Origin of the sequence: Microbacterium sulfonylureivorans (assembly GCF_003999995.1) — a bacterium.
Lineage (GTDB): Bacteria > Actinomycetota > Actinomycetes > Actinomycetales > Microbacteriaceae > Microbacterium > Microbacterium sulfonylureivorans.
Window position 1 is genome coordinate 574,046 of the sequence record NZ_RJAD01000001.1, and the last position, 24,092, is coordinate 598,137.

Annotated in this window: 19 protein-coding genes and 3 tRNA genes; 7 read left to right on the plus strand and 15 right to left on the minus strand. The window is 68.9% G+C overall.

The genetic code is table 11. The features are described 5' to 3' along the window. Window positions 1-6 precede the first annotated feature (6 nt). The gene (locus EER34_RS02570) at window positions 7-768 is read left to right on the plus strand and encodes a GntR family transcriptional regulator (RefSeq protein ID WP_127473005.1); all 762 of its coding nucleotides are present in this window, start codon (window positions 7-9) and stop codon (window positions 766-768) included. Here EER34_RS02570 and EER34_RS02575 read toward each other — a convergent pair. Next, the gene (locus tag EER34_RS02575) at window positions 765-1,811 is read right to left on the minus strand and encodes an aldo/keto reductase (protein WP_240642086.1); all 1,047 of its coding nucleotides are present in this window, start codon (window positions 1,809-1,811) and stop codon (window positions 765-767) included. The genes EER34_RS02570 and EER34_RS02575 overlap by 4 nt on opposite strands. A gap of 368 nt (window positions 1,812-2,179) precedes the next feature. On the opposite strand from EER34_RS02575, the gene EER34_RS02580 reads away from it, so the two are divergent. Continuing rightward, window positions 2,180-2,929 carry a GntR family transcriptional regulator gene (locus EER34_RS02580; RefSeq protein ID WP_127473006.1) on the plus strand — a complete coding sequence of 250 codons (750 nt, stop codon included), beginning with the start codon at window positions 2,180-2,182 and terminating at the stop codon, window positions 2,927-2,929. A 170-nt stretch (window positions 2,930-3,099) separates the two neighbouring features. Here the strand turns inward: EER34_RS02580 and EER34_RS02585 are convergent, their stop codons facing one another. Both EER34_RS02585 and EER34_RS02590 read right to left on the minus strand, forming a co-directional pair. Next, on the minus strand, window positions 3,100-4,857 hold the full coding sequence (locus EER34_RS02585; protein ID WP_205791327.1) for a glycoside hydrolase family 13 protein: 1,758 nt from the start codon (window positions 4,855-4,857) through the stop codon (window positions 3,100-3,102). 29 nt (window positions 4,858-4,886) lie between these two features. Continuing rightward, window positions 4,887-6,002, minus strand: a complete 1,116-nt coding sequence (locus EER34_RS02590) for an ROK family transcriptional regulator (RefSeq protein ID WP_127473008.1) — start codon at window positions 6,000-6,002, stop codon at window positions 4,887-4,889. A 115-nt stretch (window positions 6,003-6,117) separates the two neighbouring features. On the opposite strand from EER34_RS02590, the gene EER34_RS02595 reads away from it, so the two are divergent. Genes EER34_RS02595 through EER34_RS02610 form a run of 4 tightly spaced genes read left to right on the plus strand, consistent with a single transcriptional unit; the run spans window position 6,118 to window position 11,470 of the window. Then, window positions 6,118-8,295, plus strand: coding sequence for an alpha-galactosidase (locus tag EER34_RS02595; protein WP_127473009.1), 2,178 nt, complete (start codon window positions 6,118-6,120; stop codon window positions 8,293-8,295). 31 nt (window positions 8,296-8,326) lie between these two features. Further along, the gene (locus EER34_RS02600; RefSeq protein ID WP_127473010.1) at window positions 8,327-9,613 is read left to right on the plus strand and encodes an ABC transporter substrate-binding protein; all 1,287 of its coding nucleotides are present in this window, start codon (window positions 8,327-8,329) and stop codon (window positions 9,611-9,613) included. 1 nt (window position 9,614) lies between these two features. Beyond that, a complete protein-coding gene (locus tag EER34_RS02605; RefSeq protein WP_127473011.1) occupies window positions 9,615-10,553 on the plus strand; it encodes a carbohydrate ABC transporter permease in 939 nt (312 codons plus the stop codon). Further along, complete coding sequence (locus tag EER34_RS02610; protein WP_127473012.1) at window positions 10,553-11,470, plus strand: carbohydrate ABC transporter permease; 918 nt, start codon at window positions 10,553-10,555, stop codon at window positions 11,468-11,470. The genes EER34_RS02605 and EER34_RS02610 overlap by 1 nt, the downstream gene beginning before the upstream one ends. Window positions 11,471-11,731: 261 nt before the next feature. Here EER34_RS02610 and EER34_RS02615 read toward each other — a convergent pair. The 4 genes from EER34_RS02615 to EER34_RS02630 form a co-directional block, all read right to left on the minus strand. After that, window positions 11,732-11,805 (minus strand) — tRNA-Met (locus EER34_RS02615). Between the two features lie 23 nt (window positions 11,806-11,828). Continuing rightward, a tRNA-Thr gene (locus EER34_RS02620) sits at window positions 11,829-11,900 on the minus strand. Between the two features lie 64 nt (window positions 11,901-11,964). Then, complete coding sequence (locus tag EER34_RS02625) at window positions 11,965-13,593, minus strand: M23 family metallopeptidase (RefSeq protein WP_127473013.1); 1,629 nt, start codon at window positions 13,591-13,593, stop codon at window positions 11,965-11,967. 211 nt (window positions 13,594-13,804) lie between these two features. After that, window positions 13,805-14,599, minus strand: coding sequence for an inositol monophosphatase family protein (locus EER34_RS02630; RefSeq protein WP_127473014.1), 795 nt, complete (start codon window positions 14,597-14,599; stop codon window positions 13,805-13,807). 102 nt (window positions 14,600-14,701) lie between these two features. On the opposite strand from EER34_RS02630, the gene EER34_RS02635 reads away from it, so the two are divergent. Beyond that, window positions 14,702-16,291: a phytoene desaturase family protein gene (locus EER34_RS02635; protein WP_127473015.1), complete on the plus strand. Its 1,590-nt coding sequence runs from the start codon at window positions 14,702-14,704 to the stop codon at window positions 16,289-16,291. Window positions 16,292-16,301: 10 nt separating this feature from the next. Here the strand turns inward: EER34_RS02635 and EER34_RS02640 are convergent, their stop codons facing one another. From EER34_RS02640 to EER34_RS02675, 8 genes are all read right to left on the minus strand, one after another. After that, complete coding sequence (locus EER34_RS02640; RefSeq protein ID WP_127473016.1) at window positions 16,302-17,249, minus strand: hypothetical protein; 948 nt, start codon at window positions 17,247-17,249, stop codon at window positions 16,302-16,304. Window positions 17,250-17,460: 211 nt separating this feature from the next. After that, window positions 17,461-17,542, minus strand: a tRNA-Tyr gene (locus EER34_RS02645). Window positions 17,543-17,639: 97 nt separating this feature from the next. After that, the gene (locus EER34_RS02650) at window positions 17,640-18,560 is read right to left on the minus strand and encodes a PfkB family carbohydrate kinase (protein ID WP_127473017.1); all 921 of its coding nucleotides are present in this window, start codon (window positions 18,558-18,560) and stop codon (window positions 17,640-17,642) included. Continuing rightward, window positions 18,557-19,057, minus strand: a complete 501-nt coding sequence (locus tag EER34_RS02655; protein WP_127473018.1) for an FBP domain-containing protein — start codon at window positions 19,055-19,057, stop codon at window positions 18,557-18,559. Before EER34_RS02655 ends, EER34_RS02650 begins: the two co-directional genes overlap by 4 nt. A gap of 86 nt (window positions 19,058-19,143) precedes the next feature. Beyond that, window positions 19,144-20,052, minus strand: a complete 909-nt coding sequence (locus EER34_RS02660) for a bile acid:sodium symporter family protein (protein WP_127473019.1) — start codon at window positions 20,050-20,052, stop codon at window positions 19,144-19,146. A gap of 174 nt (window positions 20,053-20,226) precedes the next feature. Next, window positions 20,227-21,012, minus strand: coding sequence for a hypothetical protein (locus tag EER34_RS02665; RefSeq protein WP_127473020.1), 786 nt, complete (start codon window positions 21,010-21,012; stop codon window positions 20,227-20,229). Beyond that, on the minus strand, window positions 21,009-22,982 hold the full coding sequence (locus tag EER34_RS02670) for a glycoside hydrolase family 13 protein (RefSeq protein ID WP_127473021.1): 1,974 nt from the start codon (window positions 22,980-22,982) through the stop codon (window positions 21,009-21,011). The genes EER34_RS02665 and EER34_RS02670 overlap by 4 nt, the downstream gene beginning before the upstream one ends. 123 nt (window positions 22,983-23,105) lie before the next feature. Continuing rightward, window positions 23,106-24,020 (minus strand): sugar ABC transporter permease, encoded by a 915-nt coding sequence (locus EER34_RS02675; protein ID WP_127474252.1) that lies wholly within the window; start codon window positions 24,018-24,020, stop codon window positions 23,106-23,108. Window positions 24,021-24,092: the final 72 nt, after the last annotated feature.

Genomic DNA, 24,092 nt, shown 5'->3' on the forward strand with positions numbered 1-24,092 from the left:
GCGACTATGCCCACCTACGCGGCACCCCCCGGCTCGGTCCGTCGACCGTTCCGGTCCGTCCTGTCGGATGAGACCCACGAAGCCATCCGATCGATGCTGCTCCATCACTCGATCCAGCCCAGCGAGCACATCAACATCGACGCGCTCGCCCTGCAGCTCGACGTCTCCCCGACCCCCGTGCGCGAAGCTCTCGCCCGCCTCGAGTCCGAGGGCCTCGTGGTCAAGCAGGCCCTTCGCGGGTACAGTGCGATCGAGCTGCTTACCGTCGAGCAGAGCGACGATCTCTTTCAGATCCGCGCTCTGATAGAGCCGTGGTGCGCCGCTCAAGCCGCGACACATCACACCGATGCGGCCGCGAGAGATCTCGCCGCCGAGATCGAGGCCGGTCGTCGGTCGAGCGATCCGGAGTCGGCCGGGTATGCGGCCATGTCGGAGCACGACGAGCGCTTCCACAAGCTCATCGCGCGCATGTCGGGCAATGAATTCGTCGAGGATGCCTTCAACCGCACCCACTGCCACTTCCACCTCTTCCGCCTGTACCAGGCGGGTCAGGCAGAGGTGCGCGACTCCCCCGACTCCGAGTTCGTCGACACGCTGTTCAGCGCGTACTACGAGCCCGGCTCCGGGTCCCTCGCCGTTCGGGAGCACGCCGCGATCGCCGACGCGATCCTGTCCGGCCAGGCCAACGCGGCCTCGGCGCTGATGCTCACCCACATCCAGTCGTCGCGGAGGCGCTTCTCACCGACGCGGAACTCCATCGCCGACTAGGTCTGCTGCGGCACAGGTGCAGAAGGGTCCAGATACCCCTCATTCTTCAACGCGGCCCAGAGCTCGCCCGGGATCGCCTGGTGGAACAGTGACTCATTGCGCTCGACCTGCGCGCGCGAACGGGCGCCGAGGCAGACGGTGGCGATCGCCGGATGCCCCAGCACGAACTGCGCAGCCGCGACCGGCAGCGTCACCCCATGGGCCTCGCAGACGTCCGCGATGGCGTTCACGCGTGAAACGATCTCGGGGGGCGCCGGCTGGTAGCGGTAGTTCGACGCGGCGGTGGCCCGTTCGGAGGCGAGGATGCCCGAGTTGAACACGCCCGCCGCGATGACCGAGACACCGCGCTCGAGCGCGACGGGGAGCAGATCGTCTAGCGCCGGCTGCTCGAGCAGCGAATAACAGCCGGCGACCATGACGACGTCGAGGTCGGTGTTGCGGATGAAGTCGGCGAGCATCTCGGACTGGTTCATCCCGGCCCCGTACGACCGGATGACCCCGGCGGCACGGAGCTCTTCGAGCGCGGGGAAGGCTCCGTCCATCGCCTCCCGGTAGTGGTCGTCGGGATCGTGCACCAGCACGATGTCGATCCGGTCGAGCCCGGACCGGCCGAGCGAGTCCTCGATCGATCGGAGCACGCCGTCGCGCGAGTAGTCCAGGACGCGGATGCGGTCCTTCGGCACGTCGACACCCTGGTCGTCGTCCTCGCCCGGGTCTTCGCCGGTGCCGACGATCAGGCGGCCGACCTTCGTCGAGATGACAAACTCGTCGCGCGGCCGCGCGGCGAGCGCCGCGCCGAGCCGCTCCTCGGCGAGTCCGAGGCCGTAGTGCGGCGCCGTGTCGAAATAGCGGACGCCCACCTCCCAGGCGGCGTCCACCGCCCCCGCCGCTTCGGCGGGAGTCACCGTGCGGTAGAGATTGCCCAGTCCTGCAGTTCCGAACGAGTGCGGCCCCACGACCAGGCCTGCCCTGCCCAGAGGGCGTGGTCCGGCACCCCCACCGCTCTTCTCCATCGCGGGGGTCTCGTGCATGTCGCCGGTCACGATGAGATGCCTCGGGAATCGCCGGCCACCACTCGCCCTCGACGCGGCCGTCGAGCGGGAGCTGCGATGGCTTGCAGACATCCCACCCCCCCTGCGCGATGGGATCGGTGACCATCGCCGCCCTGTCGCCCTCGAGGTCGTCGCCCGCGTACCCCATGTGAGAGAAGAGCCGATCGCCATGGCGCTAGGCAAGTGCCAGCATGAATCCGCTCGTACTCTGCGGAGGCGATTCGCCGCATCGCGACCCCTTTCCTCTGGAACTACGATTCCTGATCGCATCGCCACTCATGGGGAAACCGCGAGAGCCACGCATCGGTTCACGATACCTGATCGAGAACCGATTGTAGATAATCGAGTATGGTCGCGGTATGACCCGTGACGTTGCCGCAGGCCTCCACCTCGAACGCGGGCTGCTCTCGGACCAGATCTACGTGCAGCTGAAGGGGATGATCAAGGACGGCCAGCTGAATCCAGGTGAGCAGGTGGTGGAATCGAAGCTCGCCCGCAGCTTTCGCGTGAGCCAGGCACCGGTGCGTGAGGCGCTCAAGCGTCTGGCTCACGACGGACTCATCACACACGTCCCGCACCACGGCAACTTCGTGACCGAGTTCTCGTCGCAGGAAGCGGAGCAGGCGCGCGTGGCGCGCGTCGCGCTCGAGGCCATCGGCGCCCGGATCACATGCTCCAGGCTGTCTGAGGACTATAGGAGGGAGCTTCTTGACCTCATTCGTCATATGCGCACCGCGGCCGACCTCGGCAACATCGGTGACTTCCGCGAGTCTGACTTCCAGTTCCATCGGCTGGTGATCGAGGCGAGTGGAAACGCCCACCTCCCCCGCATGTGGGACATCGTCGAGCCCAGCCTTCGCTCGATGCATGTGCTTGCCGATCCGACCGCCGTAGCCGACTGGCATGCCATGGCCGATGCGCATCAACAGCTTCTGGATGCTCTGGACGGCGACGACGTCGAAGAGGCGGTCGATCTCTTCGTCTGCCACGCACTCGGGCTCAGTCTCCGCCCGGAACGGCCGAGCCTTCCCGCTCTGGACCGGCTGATCGCCGCGTCCGCCGCGGGAACTCAGCCAACTCCTGAGACAGGCCCCGCACAGCACCGCTGATTCTGCCCGTCCACTCGGCAGACCGTCGACCTCCGAGCCAGCCATACCTCGAGCAGGTGCACACGCACCACCGAATGCAACAGACAAGCTCACGTCAATTCGAGCTCGCGAAGGTTCTCCGCGATGGCATCGAGCGCCCCGTGTCCGAGCTCGACCGGCGCCCGCCAGAGTCACCTGTCGTTGCGGAGACGAAGCACCACGGCTTCCCATGGACGCAGGGTGAGCCGCCGGCCGTCGATCGAAGCCACCCGCGCGAGATTCCCGAGGACCAGTTCGGCGTCATCCGTGAGCGCTTCGACAGTCACCTCGCGTTCCTCCCCCGACACGTTGCAGGCGACGAGGAGGCTCACCCCTTCGAAGGAACGGGTGAAGGCGTACACGGCGGGGTCGTCGGGAAGCAGCATCCGGAAGTCGCCGTACCTCACCACGGGATCGTCGTGGCGCAGCGCGATCAGCCGTCGGTAGTGATGGAAGACGGATGCCTCGTCAGCACGCTCGGCCGCAGCGTTGACCTGGTCGTGGTTCGGGTTCACCTCGAGCCACGGCTGCCCGGTCGTGAACCCTGCGTGCGCAGTGGCGTCCCATTGCATCGGCGTGCGGGCGTTGTCGCGACTGCCGAAAGCGAGCGCGTCGACGAGCTGCTGCTCGTCCAGCAGCCCCAGTTCCCGCGCGGACGTCGCGAAGTTGAGCGACTCGATGTCGCGGTACGACGACAGCGCGGTGAAGTGGGCGTTCGTCATGCCCAGCTCCTCGCCCTGGTAGACGTAGGGCGTGCCGCGGTGGAGGTGGAGCAGCGTCGCGAGGCAGGTCGCCGAATCGCGGCGATGCGCGTCCGCGTCCCCGAATCGCGAGACGATCCGCGGCTGGTCGTGATTGTCCCAATAGAGCGAGTTCCAGCCGGCGTCCTCGAGCCCGTGCTGCCACCGCGCGAGCGTCGCCTTGAGATCCCGCAGGTCGAGCGGACGCCGGTCGAAGCGTCCGCCTGGCCCGTGGTCGAGGCCCATGTGCTCGAAGGTGAACACCATGTCGAGCTCGGCGCGCGACGGATCGGTGAGCAGGGCGCCGTCCTCGACCGTCGCGCCAGGGGTTTCACCGACCAGGAGCAGGCCGTCCCGGCGCCCGTGGAAGACCTCGCGGTGCATCTCCTGGAGGAACTCGTGCAGCCGTGGCCCGTTCATCGTGAACGGGGCCGCATCGCCGAACAGCCCGCGGGTCACGGCGCCGTCGGGCAGAGCGCCGTCGGAACCCACGGTCTTGGAGATGAGGTTGATGACGTCCATGCGGAAGCCGTCGATCCCCCGGTCCAGCCACCACCGCATCATCGCGTACACCGCCTCGCGCACCTGAGGGTTCTCCCAGTTGAGGTCGGGCTGCTTCCGGCTGAAGAGGTGCAGGAAGTACTCGCCCGTCGCAGGATCGAGCTCCCAGGTCGAGCCGGAGAAGAACGACTCCCAGTTGGTCGGCTCCGCGCCCGGCTCTCCGGGCGCGAATCCGGCCCTGGCAGGGCGCCACCAGTACCAGTCGCGCTTCGGACTGTCGATCGACGAACGGGACTCGACGAACCACGGATGCTCGTCGCTCGTGTGGTTGACGACGAGGTCCATCACGACCTTGATGCCCCGCGCATGGAGTGCATCGACCACCTCGTCGAGGTCGTCGATGGTGCCGAAGAGCGGATCGACGTCCTGGTAGTCGCTGATGTCATAGCCGTTGTCGTCTTGCGGGCTGCGGTACATCGGCGAGAACCACACGACGTCCACGCCGAGTTCCGCGAGGTAGTCGATGCGCCGCAGAACCCCGCGCAGATCGCCGACGCCGTCGCCGTTCGAATCCTGGAACGAACGCGGATAGATCTGGTAGACGACCGCGGACGTCCACCACGCGGCGGTCGGCGGGTGCGACGATGTCGGGGTGTCGGCAGCCATCATGGCCTCCTTACGGTGTGGCTGGTCTGTGGTCAGTCGAGGCGGATGCGGTCGACGGCGGCCTGGATCGCGATGGCAGCTGCGCCCCGGGCCCAGGCGACGAAGCCCGTGTCGTCGACGTAGAGCTCGACGGGCTGCGCACGAGGATCGCGTTCGGCGACGATGCCGACGCGCACGGCGCCCTCGGCGAGTCGGAACAGTCCGATGCCCTCGCCCGCCAGAACGACCGCAGACTGCAGCGTCAGATTGGCCGCCACCACCGCGAACCGTCCCAGTGCGGCGGCAGAGGCATCCACGATCGCCGCCGCTGCAGGAACCCCCTGCGCCGCGAGCTGCAGTGCCTCGTCGTAATCGACCGGCCGCTGCAGTGCGGACGAGACCTGCGCCGCGATGGATCCCGAGCTCAGCATCGCCTCGGAGCAGCCGTGATGTCCCACGCTGCACACCGGCCCGCCGTCTCGGAGCGGGATGTGGCCGCCGAGACCGAGCCCTGCATCGGGCGACCGCACGACCTCGCCCCCGACGACGAGGGCGTAACCGACGCCGGCGCCGATGGTGATCACGACGAAGCCCGGGATGCCGCGGCCCAGGCCGAACCAGCGCTCGGCCTCGGCGAGGGCGATGAGGTCGTTCTCCAGGGACGCCGGCGCACCGACCGCGGCTTCGAGAATCGGCCCGAAGGCGACGTCCTCCCAGCCGAGGAAGGGGGCGTACACGACCGTACCGCCGCGCACCGCTCCTCCGAGCGCAACGCCCACGCCGGAGAGCGGCTGCGACGTCATCTCGCCGAGGAGTGCGGCGACCTGCGCGGCGACGCGCGAGGGCTCGTGGCTCTCGAGCGGCTCCGACGCCTGTGCCAGCGGCTCCGCGCGGACCCCGGTGACGACCGCGTGGATGTGCTCACCGGTGATCTTCACCCCGGCGAACGTTCCGATTCCGGGCGCAACGTCGAGTGGGCGCACGGGTCGGCCGACCGAGCCGTCGGCCGAGTCGTCGAGTTCGATGAGCAGCCCGTTGTCGAGAAACGGCTTGGCGAGTCTGGTCAGGCTGGCCGGCGAGAGGCCGAGGCGAGAGGTGAGCGCGCTTCGCGCGATGGGTCCGTGGATGAGCACGGCGCGGGCGAGCGCCCTCTCGCTGTCGGTCAGCATTCGCGAACCCTCCCTGATTGGTTCCATGATGACACGAAGGAGGGCCCTCGACGGCGTCGAGGACAAACATTATTCAACTCTTGTCCCCTTATTACTTCCGTGCTAGAACTAACTCATGCATTCCTCCGACCGGTCGATCGACGTCGAGACCGCCTCGCGGGCGGCTGGCCGTACGGGCGAGCCGCATGTTCTGCACCTCAGCCGCGGCGGGACGAGCGTCGTCATCGATCTCGCGGCGCGTCCCGCGCCGGCGATCGTGCACTGGGGTGAATGGCTGACGGACTCCACCCCGGAGACACTCAAGGGCATCGCTCGCGCGGCGCGCGGCCAACGGGTCTCCGGAGGGCTCGACCTCACGCCCTCGCTCAGCGTCCTCCCCACCGGCGCGCAAGGCTGGTTCGGCACGCCAGGCCTCGAGGGACACCGCAACGGGGCCGGGTTCAGTGCGCTGTTCGAGGTGGTCGGCGTCCAGGCCAACGAGCACCGCGCGACGATCGCCCTCCTCGACTCCGAGGCGCGACTCGCCGTTCAGCTCGACCTCCGCGTCGGCCCTAGCGGCCTGTTCCACCAGCGCGTCACGCTGCGGAACACCGGAGACACCGACTTCACCGTCGGCGGAGTCCTTGCGACTTTCCCTCTCCCATGGGATGCCACGGAGATCCTCGACACGACCGGCCATCACCTTCGCGAGCGTTCCCCCCAGCGCCGCGCCTTCACGCTCGGCACACATCTGCGCGAGAGCCGCCGCGGTCGGCCCGGGGCGGATGCGACGCTTCTCCTCGCCGCGGGCCGTCCCGGCTTCGGGTTCGAGTCCGGGCGCGTCCACGCGGTCCACGTCGCCTGGAGCGGCAACCACCGCGTACTCGCCGAGCGCACCACGACGGGTGATGCCTTCCTCGCAGGAGGCGAGCTCCTCGGTCCGGGCGAGATCATCCTGCCGCCCGGTGAGTCGCTCGCCTCGCCGTGGGTGATCGGCTCGTGGGGCGAGGGTCTGAACGAGCTGTCGCACCGCTTCCACGACGAGTGGCGCCGTCGACCGCAGCATCCACGCCGGCCGCGCCCGGTCACGCTGAACACCTGGGAGGCCGTCTACTTCGACCACTCCCTCGAGCGGCTGACCGCCCTGGCGGATGCCGCGGCACACGTCGGGGTGGAGCGATTCGTGCTCGACGACGGCTGGTTCTCGGGGCGTCGTGACGACACCGCCGGACTCGGCGACTGGTTCGTCGACCCCGACGTCTGGCCCCGCGGGCTGCACCCGCTCGTGGACCACGTCCGGGCGCACGACATGGAGTTCGGCCTGTGGGTCGAGCCCGAGATGATCAACCCGGACAGCGACCTCGCCCGGGCGCATCCCGACTGGATCCTTCGCGGCCGAATGGCGCTGCCGCCGTCGGCGCGCCAGCAGCAGGTCCTCGATCTCTCACACCCCGAAGCGTTCGACCACATCGCGGGGCGACTCCACGCGCTTCTCGACGAGTACCCCATCGCCTACCTCAAGTGGGATCACAACCGCGACCTCGTCGATGCCGGGAGCGGACCCGAGGGGGTAGCCCGCGTGCATGCCCACACGCTGGCCGTGTACCGCCTGATCGACGAACTCAAAGCCCGCCATCCGGGCCTCGAGATCGAGAGCTGCGCATCCGGAGGCGCCCGCGTCGACCTCGGCATCCTGGGCCGCACCGATCGGATCTGGACGAGCGACAGCCTCGACCCGCTCGAACGGCTCGACAACCAGCGCTTCACCGGGCTCGTGGTGCCACCCGAGATGATGGGCATGCACCTGACGAGTCCGATCGTCCACTCCTCCGCTCGCGCGGTCTCCCTCGACCTGAGCGCTGCCGTCGCTCTCCTCGGACACTTCGGCATCGAGTGGGATCTGACCACCGCAGACGAGCCGACGCGCAACGCGATCGCGGAGTGGGTGCGGCTCGCCAAGAGACTGCGACCGCTCATCGCGACGGGCCGCGTGATCCACGTCGACGGCACGGAGCCGGGGATCGACGTGCGCGGCATCGTCGCCGGCGACGCGGCATCCGCTGTCTTCACCGTCACCCAGACCGCGTCCACGGTGGCGCACCCTCCCGGCCGGATCCGGGTGCCGGGGCTCGAGCGTGCGCGGGTCTACCGCGTCCGCGCGATCGGCGGCGGAGACGACCCGTCTCAGTCGCCGTTGGAATGGGCGACCCACGACCTCGTCCTCACCGGACGCGAGCTCGCAGCGGTCGGGCTCCGCCCACCGGTGCAGTTCCCCCAGCACTCGACCGTGATCGAGATCACCTCGGAGCCCTGAGCCCCGAAACCAAGCGCAAGGAGGCGCAACGATGAGACTCACTCACCGACGGAACACCAGGGCGATCGGCGTGCTCGCCCTGGTGAGCGCTGCGATCGTGCTCGGAGGCTGCGCCTCGGATCCCGGCGGGGTCACGACCTTGAACTTCTTCCAGTTCAAGGGCGAGGCGCTCGAGGACTTCAACGAGATCATCGCCGACTTCGAGGCGGAGAACCCCGACATCCGCGTGGTGCAGAACCAAGTGGCGGACGCAGACACGATCATCCGCACACTGCTGGTGAAGGACAAAGCGCCGGATGTCATCACTCTGAATGCGAACGGCGGCTTCGGCAAGCTCGCCCAGTCCGGGGTGTTCTACGACTTCAGCGATGAACCCGTTCTGCAGACGATCAACCCCGCCGTCCAGGAGATCCTCGCGCAGCTCGGCAACAAAGAGGGTGAGGTCAACGGCCTCGGCTACGTCAACAACGCCAACGGCGTGATCTACAACCAGGAGATCTTCGAGGAGCAGGGACTCGAGGTTCCGGAGACCTGGGACGAGTTCATCGCGGTGTGCGATGCGCTGCAGGATGCCGGCATCACCCCCTTCTATGGGACGCTCGCCGACTCCTGGACCGGGCTGCCGTCGTTCAACGCGCTCGGTGCGTACCCGTCCCAGGGCGACTTCTGGGACGAGATGCGAGCAGAGGGCGAGAACGTCGGGCCCGACTCGCCGGTGTCCTTCCAGAAGGACTTCGCAGAGGCCATGGACCAGCAGTACGAGCTCTTCTCGTACATGCAGGACGGGTATCGGGGCAAGACCTACGACGACGGCAATGCGGCGTTCGCGAACGGTGAGGTCGCGATGCTCCTCCAGGGCATCTGGGCCATCAACCCGGTCAAGGCGATCAACCCCGACATCCAAGCGGCGATCTTCCCCTATCCCGCCGTCGACGATCCTGACGACCGGCTCCTCGTGTCCGGCGTCGACGTCGTCGTGACCATGGGCGAGAACACGCCGCATAAGGAAGAGGCGCTCCGCTTCATCGACTACCTCTTCGAGGTCGGTGTCATCGAGGACTTCGCCGCATCGCAGAACATGGTGCCGTCCGTCCAAGGCGCCGAGATCAGCGACGATCCCTCGCTGCAGTCGGTCAAGCCGTACTTCGACGAAGGGCGGATCACCGGTTTCATCGACCACCAGATCCCGCCGAGCATCCCGCTCGCCGCGATCGACCAGCAGTTCCTCTTCAGCGGCGACGCGCAGGCGGCGCTCGCCACTCTCGACAGCGAGTGGGCCAAGGTGGCCGCCCGAACGATCCCCGTGAACGGAGACTGACATGACGACCATGACAGAGGCCGTGCGCGCCTCGTCCACCGGAGGCACCGCGAGGAAGCGGGCCAGCCGGACGCGGAGCGACGCGAGTCGGGCGATGCCCGCGTTCTACTGGATGGTGTGGCCCGCGGTCATCGCGTTCGCCCTCTTCCACACGCTGCCGGTGGTGATCGGCATCTTCTTCAGCTTCACGAACTACGCCGGCTACGGCGACTGGAACTTCATCGGGCTGTCGAACTACATCAATCTCTTCAAAGACAGCAGGGTGCTGCAGGCCTACGGATTCTCGTTCCTGTTCGCGATCGTCGCGACGATCCTCACGAACGCGATCTCTCTCGCGATCGCGCTCGGGCTGAACGCCAAGATCAAGGCGAGGAACTTCTGGCGGGGCGTGTACTTCGTCCCCTACATCCTGGCGATCCTGGTCATCGGCTACGTGTTCCAGTTCTTCTTCTCGAACTCGCTGCCGAAGATCCTCGCCGGGATCCCCCTGTTCGCGGACAACATCCTCACCAACGAAACCTGGGCGTGGACCGCGATCGTCGCCCTCGCCGTATGGCAGGCGTGCGCGTTCGCGATCATCATCTACCTGTCGGGACTGCAGACGATCCCCACCGAGCTGTACGAAGCGGCATCCCTCGACGGCGCGAGCCCCTGGCGCCAGTTCAGCTCCATCACCTTCCCGCTCATCGGCGCGTTCTTCACGATCAACGTCGTCCTGAGCCTCAAGGGCTTCCTCCAGGTGTTCGACCCGATCGTCGCCCTCACCAACGGCGGCCCGGGCACGGCGACCGAGTCGGTCACGCTGCTCATCTTCCGAGGGGGATTCTCCGGCGGAGAGTTCGCCTACCAGACGGCGAACGCGGTCATCTTCTTCATCGTGATCACGATCGTCTCGCTCTTCCAGTTCCGTGTCCTTCAGCGCAGAGAGGCCGACTTCTGATGACTACCGCAACCAACATCGCCCCGCAGGCCGAGCAGGAGCTCGACGCCGTCACCGCGAACGGCCGCCGTCGCCGGCAAGGCGCCGTCGACGACGACACCCGAAAGACCAACTGGTGGGCGACCGCACTGATCGCGGTCTGCTCGCTGACCGTCCTCATCCCGCTCTACCTCGCGGTCGTCGTCGCGCTCAAGACGCCGGAGCAGCTCACTCAGGGCACCGGCTTCGAGCTTCCCAACCCGATCCGCTGGGAGAACTTCCCCGAGGCGTGGGAGCGCACGAACTTCCCGCAGGCGCTGATGAACACCTCGATCATCACCGTCGGCTCGGTGGTGTTCACGCTGCTGACCAGCTCGGTCGTCGCGTATGCGCTGGCACGCAACATCCACCGGCCGTTCTTCAAGGGCGTGTTCTTCTACCTGCTGGCGGCGCTGTTCATCCCGTTCCCGATCATCATGCTCCCGCTCGTCAAGCAGACCGCGATCCTCGGGCTCGACAACCAGGCCGGGATGATCATCCTGTACACGATCTACGGGCTGTCGCTGAACATCTTCATCTACACGGCGTACATCCGCTCGATCCCGATCGAACTGGAGGAAGCGGCGCGCATGGACGGCGCGTCGACCTGGCGCGTGTTCTGGTCGGTGATCTTCCCGCTGCTCATGCCGATGAACGCCACCGTCGGGATCCTCACGTGCGTGTGGGCCTGGAACGACTTCATCATGCCGCTCGTCGTGCTCACCGAGCCGTCCGCTCGAACGCTGCCACTCGCACAGTACGTGTTCCAGGGGCAGTTCAACACGGACTACACCGTGGCGTTCGCGTCCTACCTGATGGCGATGGCGCCCCTGCTGATCGTGTACATCTTCTCGCAGCGGTGGGTGATCTCCGGGGTCACCCGTGGTTCGATCAAGTGAGGCCGGCAAACCGCGTCCGATCCGGTCTACAGGCCCGGCATCTGCTGCCACTCTCCCTGCAGGTGGCAGGGGGTGGACGCACGAGCCTCAGGCCCGTGACGTCGATTGCTGAACAGCTTCGAAACGCCCCCTGTCGACCCAAGAAGCATCCGCTGACCGCCGACATCCCGTGGGCACATGTGGGCAGATCGCCGATTCTGAGCAAACCCGGACGGATCACGGGCAACAAAAAACCCCGGCATGACCGGGGCTTTCCATCTGTAGCGGGAGCGGGGCTTGAACCCGCGACCTCACGATTATGAGTCGTGCGCTCTCACCAACTGAGCTACCCCGCCGCGTCACATCTCGCGATGTTCCGAGCCCCGAGTCAGGATTGAACTGACGACCCCTTCCTTACCATGGAAGTGCTCTGCCACTGAGCTATCGGGGCGTGCTGCCCGCGAGCGGGCAACTAGAAGAGAATACCAGAGCCGCGGCCCTCTTCTTAATCGGCGTCAGCCGCCGGTGTGCGCCCGCAGCCACGGGAGCGGGTCGATCGGCGTGGTGCCGTTCAAGAGGATCTCGAAGTGCGTGTGCGCGCCGTAGGAGCGTCCGGTGTTGCCGGTGCGGCCGAGCACCGTGCCGACTGTCACCGTCTGTCCGGGCGAGACCTGCAGCGAGCCGTACTGCATGTGCGCGTAGTGGCTCGACACCAGCTGGCCGTCGATCATGTGATCGATGATCACGTGCACGCCGTACGCGCCGCCGGCCTCGGAAGCGACGCGGACCGTGCCGTCGGCGATCGCCTGGATCGGAGCACCGGCACCGGGGGTGAAGTCGATGCCCTCGTGCATCCGGCCCGAGCGCATTCCGAAGCCGTACGACATCGTGACGCCGACCGCGAAGGGCCACTGGATCGCGGCGTTCGGGTCGTTGACGAACAGGTTCGAGAAGTTGCGGATGCCTGCCTGCGACGCGAGCTCGGCGATCGTCGTGGTGTCGTAGTCCTCGGTGCGCTCGAGGGTCACGGCCTCGGCTCCGGCGGGGGCGACGTACGCCTGGATCTGGTCGGCGTCGACCTCGGTGCCGATCGTGTCGCCGGGCGCGATGATCGACATGGACGCGTCGACCCCGCTCGCAGCGGCGACGGCCTCGGCGGGGGTGGTCATGCCGACGGTCATGAGACCGACGATGCCCATCACGCCGACGGAGAACGACGCTGCCGTCACGCGCTTGAACGCGGCACCGCGACTCGCCCGCACCTTGCGGGGGGCGGTGTGCGCCCGCACGCGGTGCTCGTCTTCGGGCTCGGCGGTCGCCTCGGGCTCGGATGCCTGCACGGGGAGCTCGCCGGTGAAGGAGAACAGGCGCGCAGCGGCCTCGAAATCGTCGGCGGCGGATCCCTCGGCGCGTGGTGCGGCCGCTTCGGTGTGCGCGACCGGCTCGGTCTGCGCGACCGGCTCGGTCTGCGCGACCGGCTCAGCGGGTGCGACCGGCTCGGCGATCGGTGCGGCTTCCGGGACGACCTCGAAGACGGCGACTTCCTCGAGCACCGGCTCCACAACGGGCTCCAGGAGCTCGAACGGCTCGGCGGGGGCGAGCACCGCCTCGAGCAGCGGCGCAGGAGCCTCCGCGGAAGGCAGATCAGCCTGGAACGACGGCGCGGGCCGCTCGACCTCGACGGGAGCGTCCGGAGCGATCGCGGGCACCGCCACGGCGGTCTGCTCGGTCAGCTGGGGGGCACGGCGTGAACGGCGGCTCAGCGAGGGCGCCGTCGGCTCGACGGGTTCGGCGACCACCGGCGTCGCGGCTGCGACCGGCTCGGCGACGGGGAGCGCGACGGTCGGAAGCTCGAACGCCACGACCGGGCTGACAGGGGCCGCGGGAAGATCGGTGAGCGGCTGCTCGTGAGCGAGCGGCTCGGTCTCGGTCGGGATCACCGGGGCAACGGGAGCAGCGGCGGGCGCGGCATCCTTCTGCTTCTCCTCGGCCGACCGACCCCACACGACTGCGGGCCGCTCCGACGCCGAGCCGGCGGCCTTGCGACGCAGCTCCGCGCGCGACGAACCCAGGGTCTCCGAAGCCGCCTGAACAGGCGTGGGAGAGGTCCGGCTGGATCGGCGCGTGGGCGCGGGCTCAGCCATCGGGGCGTCAAAAGGCAAGCGGGAAATGCTCTCGGGTCGTGTCGCTCGGGGGGCAACGGTACGGTCTCGGGCAGATGACCACCTTCGCCGTTCGGGCGGCAAAGGTAACGATCGGGTAAACACTACCCCGGGTGACCTGAGAATGCCATGAGCGCTGTGGATAGATCCCGGCGATTCGTGCGGAATCCTTACGAAACACGCAGGTTCCTGCTCAGGACGCGGCTGTGAGCAGACGCTCGAAGAGCATCGGGCCGGATGCCACGGCCAGGTCGCTCGACACGGTTCCGCCGTCTCCGGCGCCGCCCACGAGCCCTCCGGCCTCGGTCACGAGCAGCGCGCCGGCCGCGTGGTCCCACGGCTGCAGGCCGCGCTCGAAGTACCCGTCGAGCCTGCCCGCGGCGACGAAGGCGAAGTCGAGCGAGGCCGCTCCCGCCCGGCGGATGTCGCGTGCGAGCGGCATGACGCGGGCGACGCGCGCGAGGTCGCCGGCATGGGTCGCCGGGTCGTAGCCGAAGCCCGTGGCGAGAAGCGCGCCCGCGGCGGTGGGTTCGGCGTTGACGACGAGCCTTCGGTCTCCGAGGCGCGCGCCCTCGCCGCGCACTGCGTGGAAGAGCTCCCCCGACGCCGGGTTGAACACCACGCCCGCGACGGCCTCCCATTCGGCGGGGGTGGGCTCGCCGATCACGGCGGCGATGCTCACCGCGTACGACGGAATGCCGTAGGCGTAGTTGACCGTGCCGTCGATGGGGTCGACGACCCAGGTGACGTCGCTGGTGCCGCGCTCCGCGCCGCTCTCCTCGCCGAGGAACCCGTCGTCCGGCCGCTCGACCGCGAGACGCCCGCGGATGAGCGCCTCGACCTCGCGATCGGCGTCGGTCACGATGTCGGCGAGCGCCGACTTGGTCGCGGCGACCGCCACGCCTTCGGTGCGGCGGACCCGGGCGAGCTCACCGGCCTCGCGGGCGATGTCGATGGCGAGCGCGCCGAGGTCGTGTGCGAGAGCCATGGGTCCACGGTAGCGGTCGGGCATCGACGGCGGGATGCGGCATCCGCTCGCGTCCTCGTGGATACCGCGCGGCCCCGGCCGGTGCGCGGCTAGCGTGGGGGGATGGCCAGCGCCGTCCCCGCCCACACCCATGATGTCGTCATCGTCGGAGGGGGCCACAACGCCCTCGTCGCCTCCGCCTACCTCGCACGCGCCGGCCACTCGGTCGTGGTTCTCGAACGACTCGACCATGTCGGCGGCGCCGCGGTGTCCGAGCGACCGTGGGCGGGCGTGGACGCGCGCCTGTCCAGGTACTCGTACCTCGTGAGCCTCCTGCCCCGACGGGTCATCGACGACCTGGGCCTCGACATCGCGCTGATGCGGCGGCGGTACTCCTCATACACGCCCGATCCGTCCGACCCTTCGCGCGGCATCCTCGTCGACACCGCGGATGCCTCCGCCACCGCCGCCTCGTTCGGCCGCGTCACCGGTGGCACTGCCGAGGCCGGCCGCTTCGCCGCGTTCTACGACCGCATCTCACCCGTCGCCAGACACCTGTTCCCGACGGTCACCGAACCGCTGCACCGGCGCGGCGCGGTGCGCAGGGGCCTCGGCGACGACGCACTGTGGGAGGACCTGGTGGAACGGCCGCTCGGCGAGGTGCTGCGAGCGTCGCTCGACTCCGACATCGCGCGGGGCATCGCGCTCACCGACGGGCTGATCGGCACGTTCTCCTCGGCCGACGACGAGAGTCTTCGGCAGAACCGCTGCTTCCTGTACCACGTGATCGGCGGCGGCACGGGCGACTGGGACGTGCCGGTCGGCGGCATGGGGCGCGTGAGCGGCGAGCTCGAGCGCGCCGCGCGCGCGGCCGGAGCCGACATGCGCACGAGGGCGGAGGTGACGGCGATCAGCCCCGAGGGCGAGGTCGAGGTCGTCTTCGGCGACGGACGCCCCGAGACGCTGCGCGGGCGCGTCGTGCTCAGCGGCGTCGGGCCGACTGTCCTCGCGGGTCTGCTCGGCGGCGCGAGCGCTCCTCCGCCCGCTCCCGAGGGCGCCCAGGTGAAGGTGAACATGCTGCTGCGGCGACTCCCCCGGCTTCGCGACACCGCGGTGGCTCCCGAGGCGGCGTTCGCCGGGACGTTCCATATCAACGAGACGATGACGCAGCTCGACGACGCCTACCGCACCGCGTCGGGCGGAGGCATCCCGGATCCGCTCCCGGCCGAGATCTACTGCCACTCGCTGACGGATCCTTCGATCCTCGGTCCCGAGCTGCGGGCCTCGGGCGCCCAGACCCTGACCCTGTTCGGCCTGCAGGTGCCGCATCGGCTCGTCGCAGGGGTGGATCGGGATGCCGCGCGCGCGGCCCTGCTCGCCGCCGCCCGGGCCTCGCTCGACTCGGTGCTCGCGGAGCCCATCGCCGACATCGTGTTCCAGGCGCCGGACGGGTCGCCGTGCATCGAGGCGCGGACCACCGCCGATCTCGAGGAGTCGCTCGGCATGGTCGGCGGCGACATCTTCCACGGGCTGCTGTCGTGGCCGTGGGCGAGCGACGACGAGCCGCTCAAGACTCCCGCCCAGCGCTGGGGCGTTTCGACGGACCACGATCGCGTCCTGCTGTGCGGCTCAGGCGCCCGGCGCGGTGGTGCGGTGAGCGGGATCGGCGGGCACAACGCCGCGATGGCGGCCCTCGAGATGCTGCGGGTCTGACCGGAGCCGATTACAGCCGGTGCGGAAGCGGCGGCGGGGGCGGAAAACCTTCGTACCCGGTTCCCGGAGCAGGCGGCGCAACCGGCGCCGGCGCCGGTTCGGGCGCTCCGAAGACGTGCGCACCCGGGGTCGGGTAACCCGTGTAGTAGGCGTTCCAGTCGGGCGAGCCGTCGGGCAGCATCGGCAGCGGCGTGATGCCGTCGACGTAGTTCGGCCACGGCAGGAGCTCCTGCGGAGCACGGTCGGCGGGGGATGCGGCGAGCTGGGGCTGCGCGACGGCGGGGGCCGTCCCGTACGGCGGGTAGGCGGCGGTGCGGGGCTTCTTCGGCGCGAAGAGCACGTTCACCAACGGGATCAGAGCCGTGCCGACCGCCGCGAGGATCGCGACAGCGACGACGACGCGCCAGTAGATGTCGGGGAACCACAGATACTCGCTGAGCATGAGCGGGAGGATCAGCAGCGCGGCGAGCGAGACGACGAGGACGATCGTGATGATGGCCACGGTGCGGGTGAAGGCGGTGTCGTACCGCTGGAACGCCTTCAGGTAGAGGCGCACGTGCAGCAGGGCGAGCTGGAGGATGAGCACGATGAAGAGGAACTGGATGAATCGCGAGTAACCGCCCCACGAATAGCGCTCCGGCAGCCAGATCATCACGGCGCCGATGAGCAGCGTGGCGATCCACACACCCATGCTCGCGAGCGCGAACCATGCGGGTCGACGAGGCGCGAGATGCGCATCGAGGATCGTCGCGCCGGCGAAGGCGACCAGGAGCAGGATCGTCAGGAACGCGCGCCCCACGATGCCGTTCTGCTCGCCGAGGAGCACCCAGATCACGCACACGATCGCCGCCGCGATGAGTGCGCCGATGGCGACCCAGATGGCGGCGCGCAGCAGGGACGAGGTCGGGGCGTCCGCCGGCTGCGGGTGAGTCGCGGCGTGGTGATCGGGCACGGTCATGGCGGTCCTCCTTGTCGCGGGCTCGACGCCTGCACGCCCATCCTGGCATGCACCGCGACCTCGCCGTGAGAGCCGGGTCCTTCGCCGGGCGCCGGTCGTCGGACGAGCGCCTGTGGAGGAGCGGATGCCTCAGCCGATCACGCGTCCGAGGCCCCCGACGAGAAGCCCGGCGAAACGGAAGAAGCGCCCCACAAGGGGGCGCTTCGTTCTGTGGCGAGTGAGGGATTCGAACCCCCGAATGCTGAGCAGTCTGATTTACAGTCAGATCCCTTTGGCCGCTTGGGTAACTCGCCAGACGCACCCGTCCGACTTTTCCAGACGACCGGAGGCGCGATGCACAATCATACGCTGTCTCGCGGCGCGTTCGAAATCCACGCCACGAGGCCGTCGCTAGGTGCCGATCCGGTCGAGATCGAGAGCCTCGAGAGCCGCGGGCGTGCGCAGCAGCGCACCCTCGAACCGGCAGGTCGCGGCCGCGACATCCATCGCTGCGCGGAGCACCTCGGCCCACTCGTCCTCGCCCGACGGCTCCCGATCGAGCACGGCCTCGACGGTGGCGGCGAACGCCGCGTCGCCGGCGCCCATCGTGTCGACGATGCGGCCGGGCAGGGTGGAGACGGGGTGCGTGACGACGACGTCTCCCGCCTCGATCGTCGCCCCCGAGGCTCCCTCCGTCGCCAGGACTGCGGCGACCCCGAGGTCGACGAGCCGTGACCGCAGCGAGTCGAGAGGTTGCCCGTAGAGCAGCGCGGCGTCGTCCTCGCCCACCTTGACGAGCGCCGCTCCGGTCGCGAGGCTCTCGAACCCGCGCACGAACGCGTCCTTGTCGTGCAGCATCCCGGTCCGTGGGTTCGGATCGATCGCCACGGGTGCCCCTGCGGCGGCGAGAGCTGCGGCGAGATCGGCCGTCTGCTCGGCGTCGTCGAACGCGAAGCAGCTCACCACGACGATCGCGGCATCCGCCATCGCCTTCTGCTCCGCGTCGCCGAAGCGGATGCGGCGGCGCTGCGACGCCTCGTTGAAGACGTACTCGGGCTCGCCGCCGCCGGTTCGCGTGCTGACCGCGCGGGCGGTGCCGAGCGGTGACGTCGTCGCGACCAGGTCGACCCCGTAGTCGGCCAGGTAGGAGCGGATGTGCGAGCCGGGCTCGTCGTCGCCGACCATGGCGATGAGCGTGGCGGGCACGCCCAGCCGGGACAGGCCCACTGCGACGTTGAGCGCGGCACCGCCGACGAACTCCCGCACTCCGTTGTCGTCGCGCAGCTCGTCGATCAGCGCATCGCCCACGACGATCGCGCGCGCGGTCGTCATCGCCGGCTCCCCGCGGTCTCGAGGACGCGTCCGACGAACGCCTCGGCGCGGCGACGGGTGCCGTCGATGCGCAGGTCGACGCTCGCCCGCATCTCGCTCGGCGCCAGCGGCATCGCGAGCCGGACGTTCTCATGGCATGACAGGTCGCTGCAGATGTACGTGCCGACGCTGTCTCCGTGATCGCCCGCGTCACCGGCCTTGCGGGCCGTGAAGAGGGCGACCTGATCGGCCGGCTGCATCGTGTGGCAGAGGTTGCACATGGCCGAGCGGGCGCTCGAGGTGCCGTCGGCGGCGCGGAGCACCACTCCCCGCGTCTCACCGTCGACTTCGGCGAGCACGTAGCCTCGCCCCCGCGTGCGCGGATCGCGCCACGCGAAGAAGTCGAGGTGGTCCCAGTCGGCCAGCAGGAAGTCCGTCGGCAGGGCGACGATCCTGAGCTCGTCGGGTGAGGCGTTCACGAACGATGAACGCACGTCGTCTTCGGTCAGTGGGCGCATGGCACCTCCTCGCGCCCCCCAGTCTACGAACGACGGATGCCTCCGCCACCCGTGAACCGGGGCGGAGGCATCCGATCGACGCGTGCTCAGGCCGTCGCGGCCGGCTCCGCCGGCTCGTCGGCCGGGGAGAGATCGTCGTCCGCGGCTCCCTTTCGCTCGCGGATGAGGAACCCGAACCCGAACGCGATGAAGAACATCAGCACGCCGTACACCGCCGCGGGGAGGCTCAGCTCGACCGAGTTCAGCACGGTCTGCGCGATCACGATCGCGAGAGTCGCGTTGTGGATGCCGATCTCGAACGACGCCGCGATCGCCTGGCGCTTGCCGACCTTGAGCCACCGCGGTACGAAGTACCCGACGGTCAGGCTGATCAGGCAGAAGACGATCGTGATGAGCGAGAGGCGGGCGAAGTTCTCGACGAGCAGCGCCCAGTTCGACGCGACCGCTCCGGCGATGACGACGACGAGGATGACCACCGAGGCGATCCGCACCGGCTTGTCCATGGCGCGCGCGAACGCCGGCCACAGCCGACGGACGATCATGCCGGCGGCCACGGGGAGGAGGACGATCGCGAACACCTCGAGCACCTTGGACCACTGCATGCCCAGCTGGCTGTCGAACGGGTCGAAGTAGATGATCGCGAAGTTCGTGATGAGCGGGAGCGTGATCACCGAGATCACCGAGTTCACCGCCGTCAGGGAGATGTTCAGGGCGACATCGCCGCGGAACAGGTGACTGTAGAGATTCGCTGTGGTGCCGCCCGGCGAAGCCGCGAGCATCATCATGCCGACCGCGAGCACCGGAGGCAGCTGGAATGCGAGGACGAGGCCGAAGCAGATCGCCGGCAGGAGGATCAGCTGGCACAGCAGCGCGATGATCACCGCCTTCGGCTGCTTCAGGACGCGGGCGAAGTCGCCGACGGTGAGGCTCAGGCCGAGGCCGAACATGATGATGCCGAGGGCCACGGGCAGGCCGATGGTGGTCAACGCTGACATGGGACTCAGTGTGGCGGAAGTCGCGACGCCGTGTCACCCCGCCTGTGGAGAACCGCCCGGGCGCGGGCGGTCACTGCTGGCTGTGCCGTCGCCGACCGGCCAGCAGCGCTGATCCGACCGCGAGGAGGAGGGCCGTCGCAACGGGTCCGGATGCCTGCAGCCCGGTGGGCGGCCCTACCAGCCGAGGCGCGCCGCGATCGCGTCCGCGGCGCGGGTCGGGAATGCGTCCCAGCCCGGCTCGAGGATCTCCCGCGTGAGATCGAACAGCGCGTGCGCGGCATCCTCCGCCGGTCTCTCCACCGCTGCCGCGATGCGCCCGCTCCATCCGGGGAAGTCCCGCTCGAACCGGCGCATCGGGTCGATCGTGTCGCGGAGGGAGGTGGATGCCTCGGCGAACCGCCCACGGATCGCCCGCACGAGAAGCTGCACCGCCCACTGCCGGATGAACATGCCGCCGTTGAGCACCTCGCCCCGGCGCACGCTCCCGGTGCCGATGAGCAGCTTCACGAGCATGAGCCGCACGTCGTTCTCCGGATCGAAGCGGTCGCCCGACTCGGCGCGCGCCCGCGACTCGGCGAGGAGCTGCGCGGTCGTGCCCGCCTCGTCGTCCACGACGACCGTCGCCTCCCGGGCGATGGCACCAGAGAGCTCCGCCGCGTCCGAGAACGCGAACTCGAACACATGCCCGTCGTCGTAGACCGCCGCGAAGCCGATCTCGCCCTCGCGTCCGATCAGCGCCAGGTGCTCCTGATCGGGCAGCCACGACAGATCCGGACGCAGCTCCGGACCGCGCCCGGCCTCGGTGATCGCGAAGAAGTCGTGATCGGACCACTCGTCGCGACGGTGGGATGCCTCATCCGACGCCGACCCGAGCAGCACCAGTCCGATCAGCCCGTCCGTGTCGCGGACGCCTTGCGCCAGACCGGCGCTGAGCGCCTCGAAGCGCTCGGGCGAGCTCACTCGCCGTCCTTGACGATCTCCGCCGGGGTGGGCACGTCGGCGTCGACGACGCCCCGCGACACCTCCGCCGTCTCGGTGGGCGGGGCCGGTACGGGCACGGCGACTCCCGGCAGCACCCACACCGCGAAGGCCGGGCCGTCGGCGGACAGCAGGACCGACCCGTCGTCGGCCACCGCAAGCGTGGCGTCGCCGAACGCGGCGTCGGCCGAGGCCGCACCGGGAAGCACACCGCCGTCGAGCTCGGCATCCGCATCTCCTCGCGTCGCGAGCACGAGGAGCGTCTCGTCCTCGGACTCGCGCACGAAGGCGACGGTCTCGTCGTCGACGAGGACCCAGCGGAACCCGCCCATCTGCAGCGCCGGGTGGGCGTGACGCAGCGCGATGAGGTCGCGGTACAGCGCGATGCGGTCGGACACCCCGGGATCACCCTCCGTCCCCCACGGGATCGGCGTGCGGCTCGCCTCGCCGTCGGCCCCGACCAGGCCGAACTCGTCGCCCGCGAACACCACCGGCAGACCGGGCATCGTCAGCGAGAGACCGACGGCGACCGGGATCGCCCCGGGCGCGGCGTTCGTCGCGAAGCGCGCGGTGTCGTGGGTGTCGAGCGGCTGCATGTTGCCCAGCCGGACGCGCCACGGGATGCCGGCCGTGAAGCGCGTGACGGCGTCGGCGAACTCGCGGGCGGTGTAGCGCGGGATCCCCCCGATCGGCTGGCCGAAGAACCAGGCCTCGGTCAGCTCGGCTCCGTTCGCGTCGAGGTACGGCGTTCCGGTCGGCTCGCTCAGCCAGCCCCACACCGGCCGGGTGAAGGACGGGTAGGTCATGGCGCCGTGCCATCCGTCGCCCTGAAGATCGCTCGCCGCGTCGTTGGTGGACTCGCCGAGCAGGATCGTGTCGGGATTGATCCCGATCATCGTCTCGCGCAGCAGCTGCCGCACCTCGGCGTTGAGATCGACGTCGCCCAGGCGCCCGGTCATATTGGCGACGTCGATGCGCCAGCCGTCGGCGCTGTACGGCGGCTTCAGCCACTTCGCGACCACCGAGTCCTCCCCGGAGACGAACCGGCGCCGGAGCTCCTCCGATGACCAGTCGAACTTCGGCAGGCTGGCGTAGCCGAGCCACGACACGTACTCCTCATTGCCCTCATCGGTGAAGTAGTAGAACTCCTCCTCGGGCGCACCCGGGTGGCCGAAGGCCGAGCGGAACCACTCGTGACTGTCGCCCGAGTGGTTGCTCGTGAGGTCGCCGATCACGCGGATGCCGCGCGCATGCGCCTCCTCGACCAGCTTCACGTACGCCTCGTCGCCGCCGAGCAGGGGATCGATCCGCTCGAAGCTGCCGGCGTCGTAGCGGTGGTTCGACTCCGCAGGGAAGACGGGCGTCAGGTAGAGGAGATTCACTCCGAGCGTCACGAGGTGGTCGAGCTTCTCGATGATGCCCGGTATGTCGCCGCCGTAGAACTGCTGCGAGCGCGCCGGCATCACCGGATCGACGGGGTCGGACCACTCCGCCGGGATCGCCCACTCCGGTGTCGGGTGCGTGTCGGCCTGCGCGGAGCGCGCGAACCGGTCGGGGAACACCTGGTACATCACGGACTCGTTCAGCCACGCGGGCGGAGCCGGGTACGCGACGAGCGCGAAGTCCTCGGCGTCGAGCGTCTCGATGCGGTGGAGGCCGGTCTGATTGAGCCATTCCACCCGGCCGTCGCGGTGCTGCAGCATCCACCGGTACCCGTGCCGCGGGTTGCGGACGGTGACCGGCGCCTGCCACCAGTCCCAGCCGTCGGCCGAGCCGAGTGCGACCGCGTCGCTCCATTCCGGCTCGTGGTCGGGATTGGATCGGGTGCGCACGGCCGCCAGCGGGCCGTACCCGACAGGCACCCGCAGCCGCACCGTCACGACGTCGCCCAGCGCGGGAGCGGAGTCAGATACGTACAGCGGGGAGCCGTCGTGGTGAGGAGCAAGGGTCATGGCATGCCTTTCGAACGGTCGGCAGCGCGCGCCGCCGAGATGCGACGTGGTTGCACGGCCCGAGGCCATGACAGAGCCCTTGAGTTGTGTTGGATCCAGGATGCCGCGCCCCGCGGCATCCGTCTACTTGACGCTTCCCGCGATCAGTCCACCGGCGATGTACCGCTGGAGGAGCAGGAACAGGATCATCACGGGGAGGGCCGCGAGCACCGCCCCCGCTGCGAAGATGCCCCAGTTCTGCGACTGGAAGCCGGAGACCAGCTGGAAGAGTCCGATCGCGAGGGTCTGGTCGCGCGGATCGGTCAGCAGGACGCTCGCGATCGCGAACTCGCCGATGAAGCCGATGAAGCTGAGAAGCCCGATCACGGCGAGGACCGGCGTCACGAGAGGCAGCATGATCGTGAAGAACACACGAGCGTGACCGGCGCCGTCGATCTTGGCGGCCTCGTCGATGGCAGTCGGGATCGTGTTGAAGAACCCGTACATGAGGAACGTGTTCACGCCGAGCGCACCGCCCAGGTAGACCATGATCAGGCCGGCGTGGGTGCCGAGGCCGATCGCGGGGAACACGTCGGTGATCCAGATCATCGTGAGGAAGATCGCGACGATCATGAGGAGCTGGGGGAACATCTGGAGGATCAGCAGCGCCAGGAGTCCGGTCCGGCGACCGCGGAAGCGCATGCGCGAGAAGGCGTAGGCGCCCATCGCGCACAGCAGCACCGTCGCGGCGCTGGACACCACCGAGATGACGAGAGCGTTCCAGTACCAGGTCAGGTAGATGCCGCCGTCGCGGGTGAGGATCTCGGTGTAGTTGTCGAGCGAGAACGCCCGGAACAGCTCGTTCGAGCCGGTCAGCGTGCCGATGGGGTTGAGCGAGGCGGAGAGCACGTAGGCCAGAGGGAGCAGGGCGAAGATGATCGCGGCGATCCCGACGAGGTGACGCCAGCCCTTGTCGACGAACCACCTGCCGAACGGCTGGCGCCTCTGGCCGGGCAGCTGCGTCGGCGGCTTCGAAGCGAAGTCGGACATGCCCGCCATCGTCGTGACCCCGTCTGCGCGTCCCAGACGGTTCTCGACGAGCCGGTCTTCCTTGATCTGGCGATCGATCGA

Bases quoted from the DNA above. Each gene is read 5' to 3' on its own strand.
- EER34_RS02585 (WP_205791327.1), bottom strand. From the start codon at position 4,857: ATGATGGCTGCCGACACCCCGACATCGTCGCACCCGCCGACCGCCGCG.
- EER34_RS02660 (WP_127473019.1), bottom strand. From the start codon at position 20,052: ATGTCAGCGTTGACCACCATCGGCCTGCCCGTGGCCCTCGGCATCATC.
- EER34_RS02570 (WP_127473005.1), top strand. From the start codon at position 7: ATGCCCACCTACGCGGCACCCCCCGGCTCGGTCCGTCGACCGTTCCGG.
- EER34_RS02640 (WP_127473016.1), bottom strand. From the start codon at position 17,249: ATGACCGTGCCCGATCACCACGCCGCGACTCACCCGCAGCCGGCGGAC.
- EER34_RS02655 (WP_127473018.1), bottom strand. From the start codon at position 19,057: ATGCGCCCACTGACCGAAGACGACGTGCGTTCATCGTTCGTGAACGCC.
- EER34_RS02625 (WP_127473013.1), bottom strand. From the start codon at position 13,593: ATGGCTGAGCCCGCGCCCACGCGCCGATCCAGCCGGACCTCTCCCACG.
- EER34_RS02600 (WP_127473010.1), top strand. From the start codon at position 8,327: ATGAGACTCACTCACCGACGGAACACCAGGGCGATCGGCGTGCTCGCC.
- EER34_RS02610 (WP_127473012.1), top strand. From the start codon at position 10,553: ATGACTACCGCAACCAACATCGCCCCGCAGGCCGAGCAGGAGCTCGAC.
- EER34_RS02580 (WP_127473006.1), top strand. From the start codon at position 2,180: ATGACCCGTGACGTTGCCGCAGGCCTCCACCTCGAACGCGGGCTGCTC.
- EER34_RS02595 (WP_127473009.1), top strand. From the start codon at position 6,118: ATGCATTCCTCCGACCGGTCGATCGACGTCGAGACCGCCTCGCGGGCG.
- EER34_RS02630 (WP_127473014.1), bottom strand. From the start codon at position 14,599: ATGGCTCTCGCACACGACCTCGGCGCGCTCGCCATCGACATCGCCCGC.
- EER34_RS02675 (WP_127474252.1), bottom strand. From the start codon at position 24,020: ATGGCGGGCATGTCCGACTTCGCTTCGAAGCCGCCGACGCAGCTGCCC.
- EER34_RS02650 (WP_127473017.1), bottom strand. From the start codon at position 18,560: ATGACGACCGCGCGCGCGATCGTCGTGGGCGATGCGCTGATCGACGAG.
- EER34_RS02590 (WP_127473008.1), bottom strand. From the start codon at position 6,002: ATGCTGACCGACAGCGAGAGGGCGCTCGCCCGCGCCGTGCTCATCCAC.
- EER34_RS02635 (WP_127473015.1), top strand. From the start codon at position 14,702: ATGGCCAGCGCCGTCCCCGCCCACACCCATGATGTCGTCATCGTCGGA.
- EER34_RS02670 (WP_127473021.1), bottom strand. From the start codon at position 22,982: ATGACCCTTGCTCCTCACCACGACGGCTCCCCGCTGTACGTATCTGAC.
- EER34_RS02605 (WP_127473011.1), top strand. From the start codon at position 9,615: ATGACGACCATGACAGAGGCCGTGCGCGCCTCGTCCACCGGAGGCACC.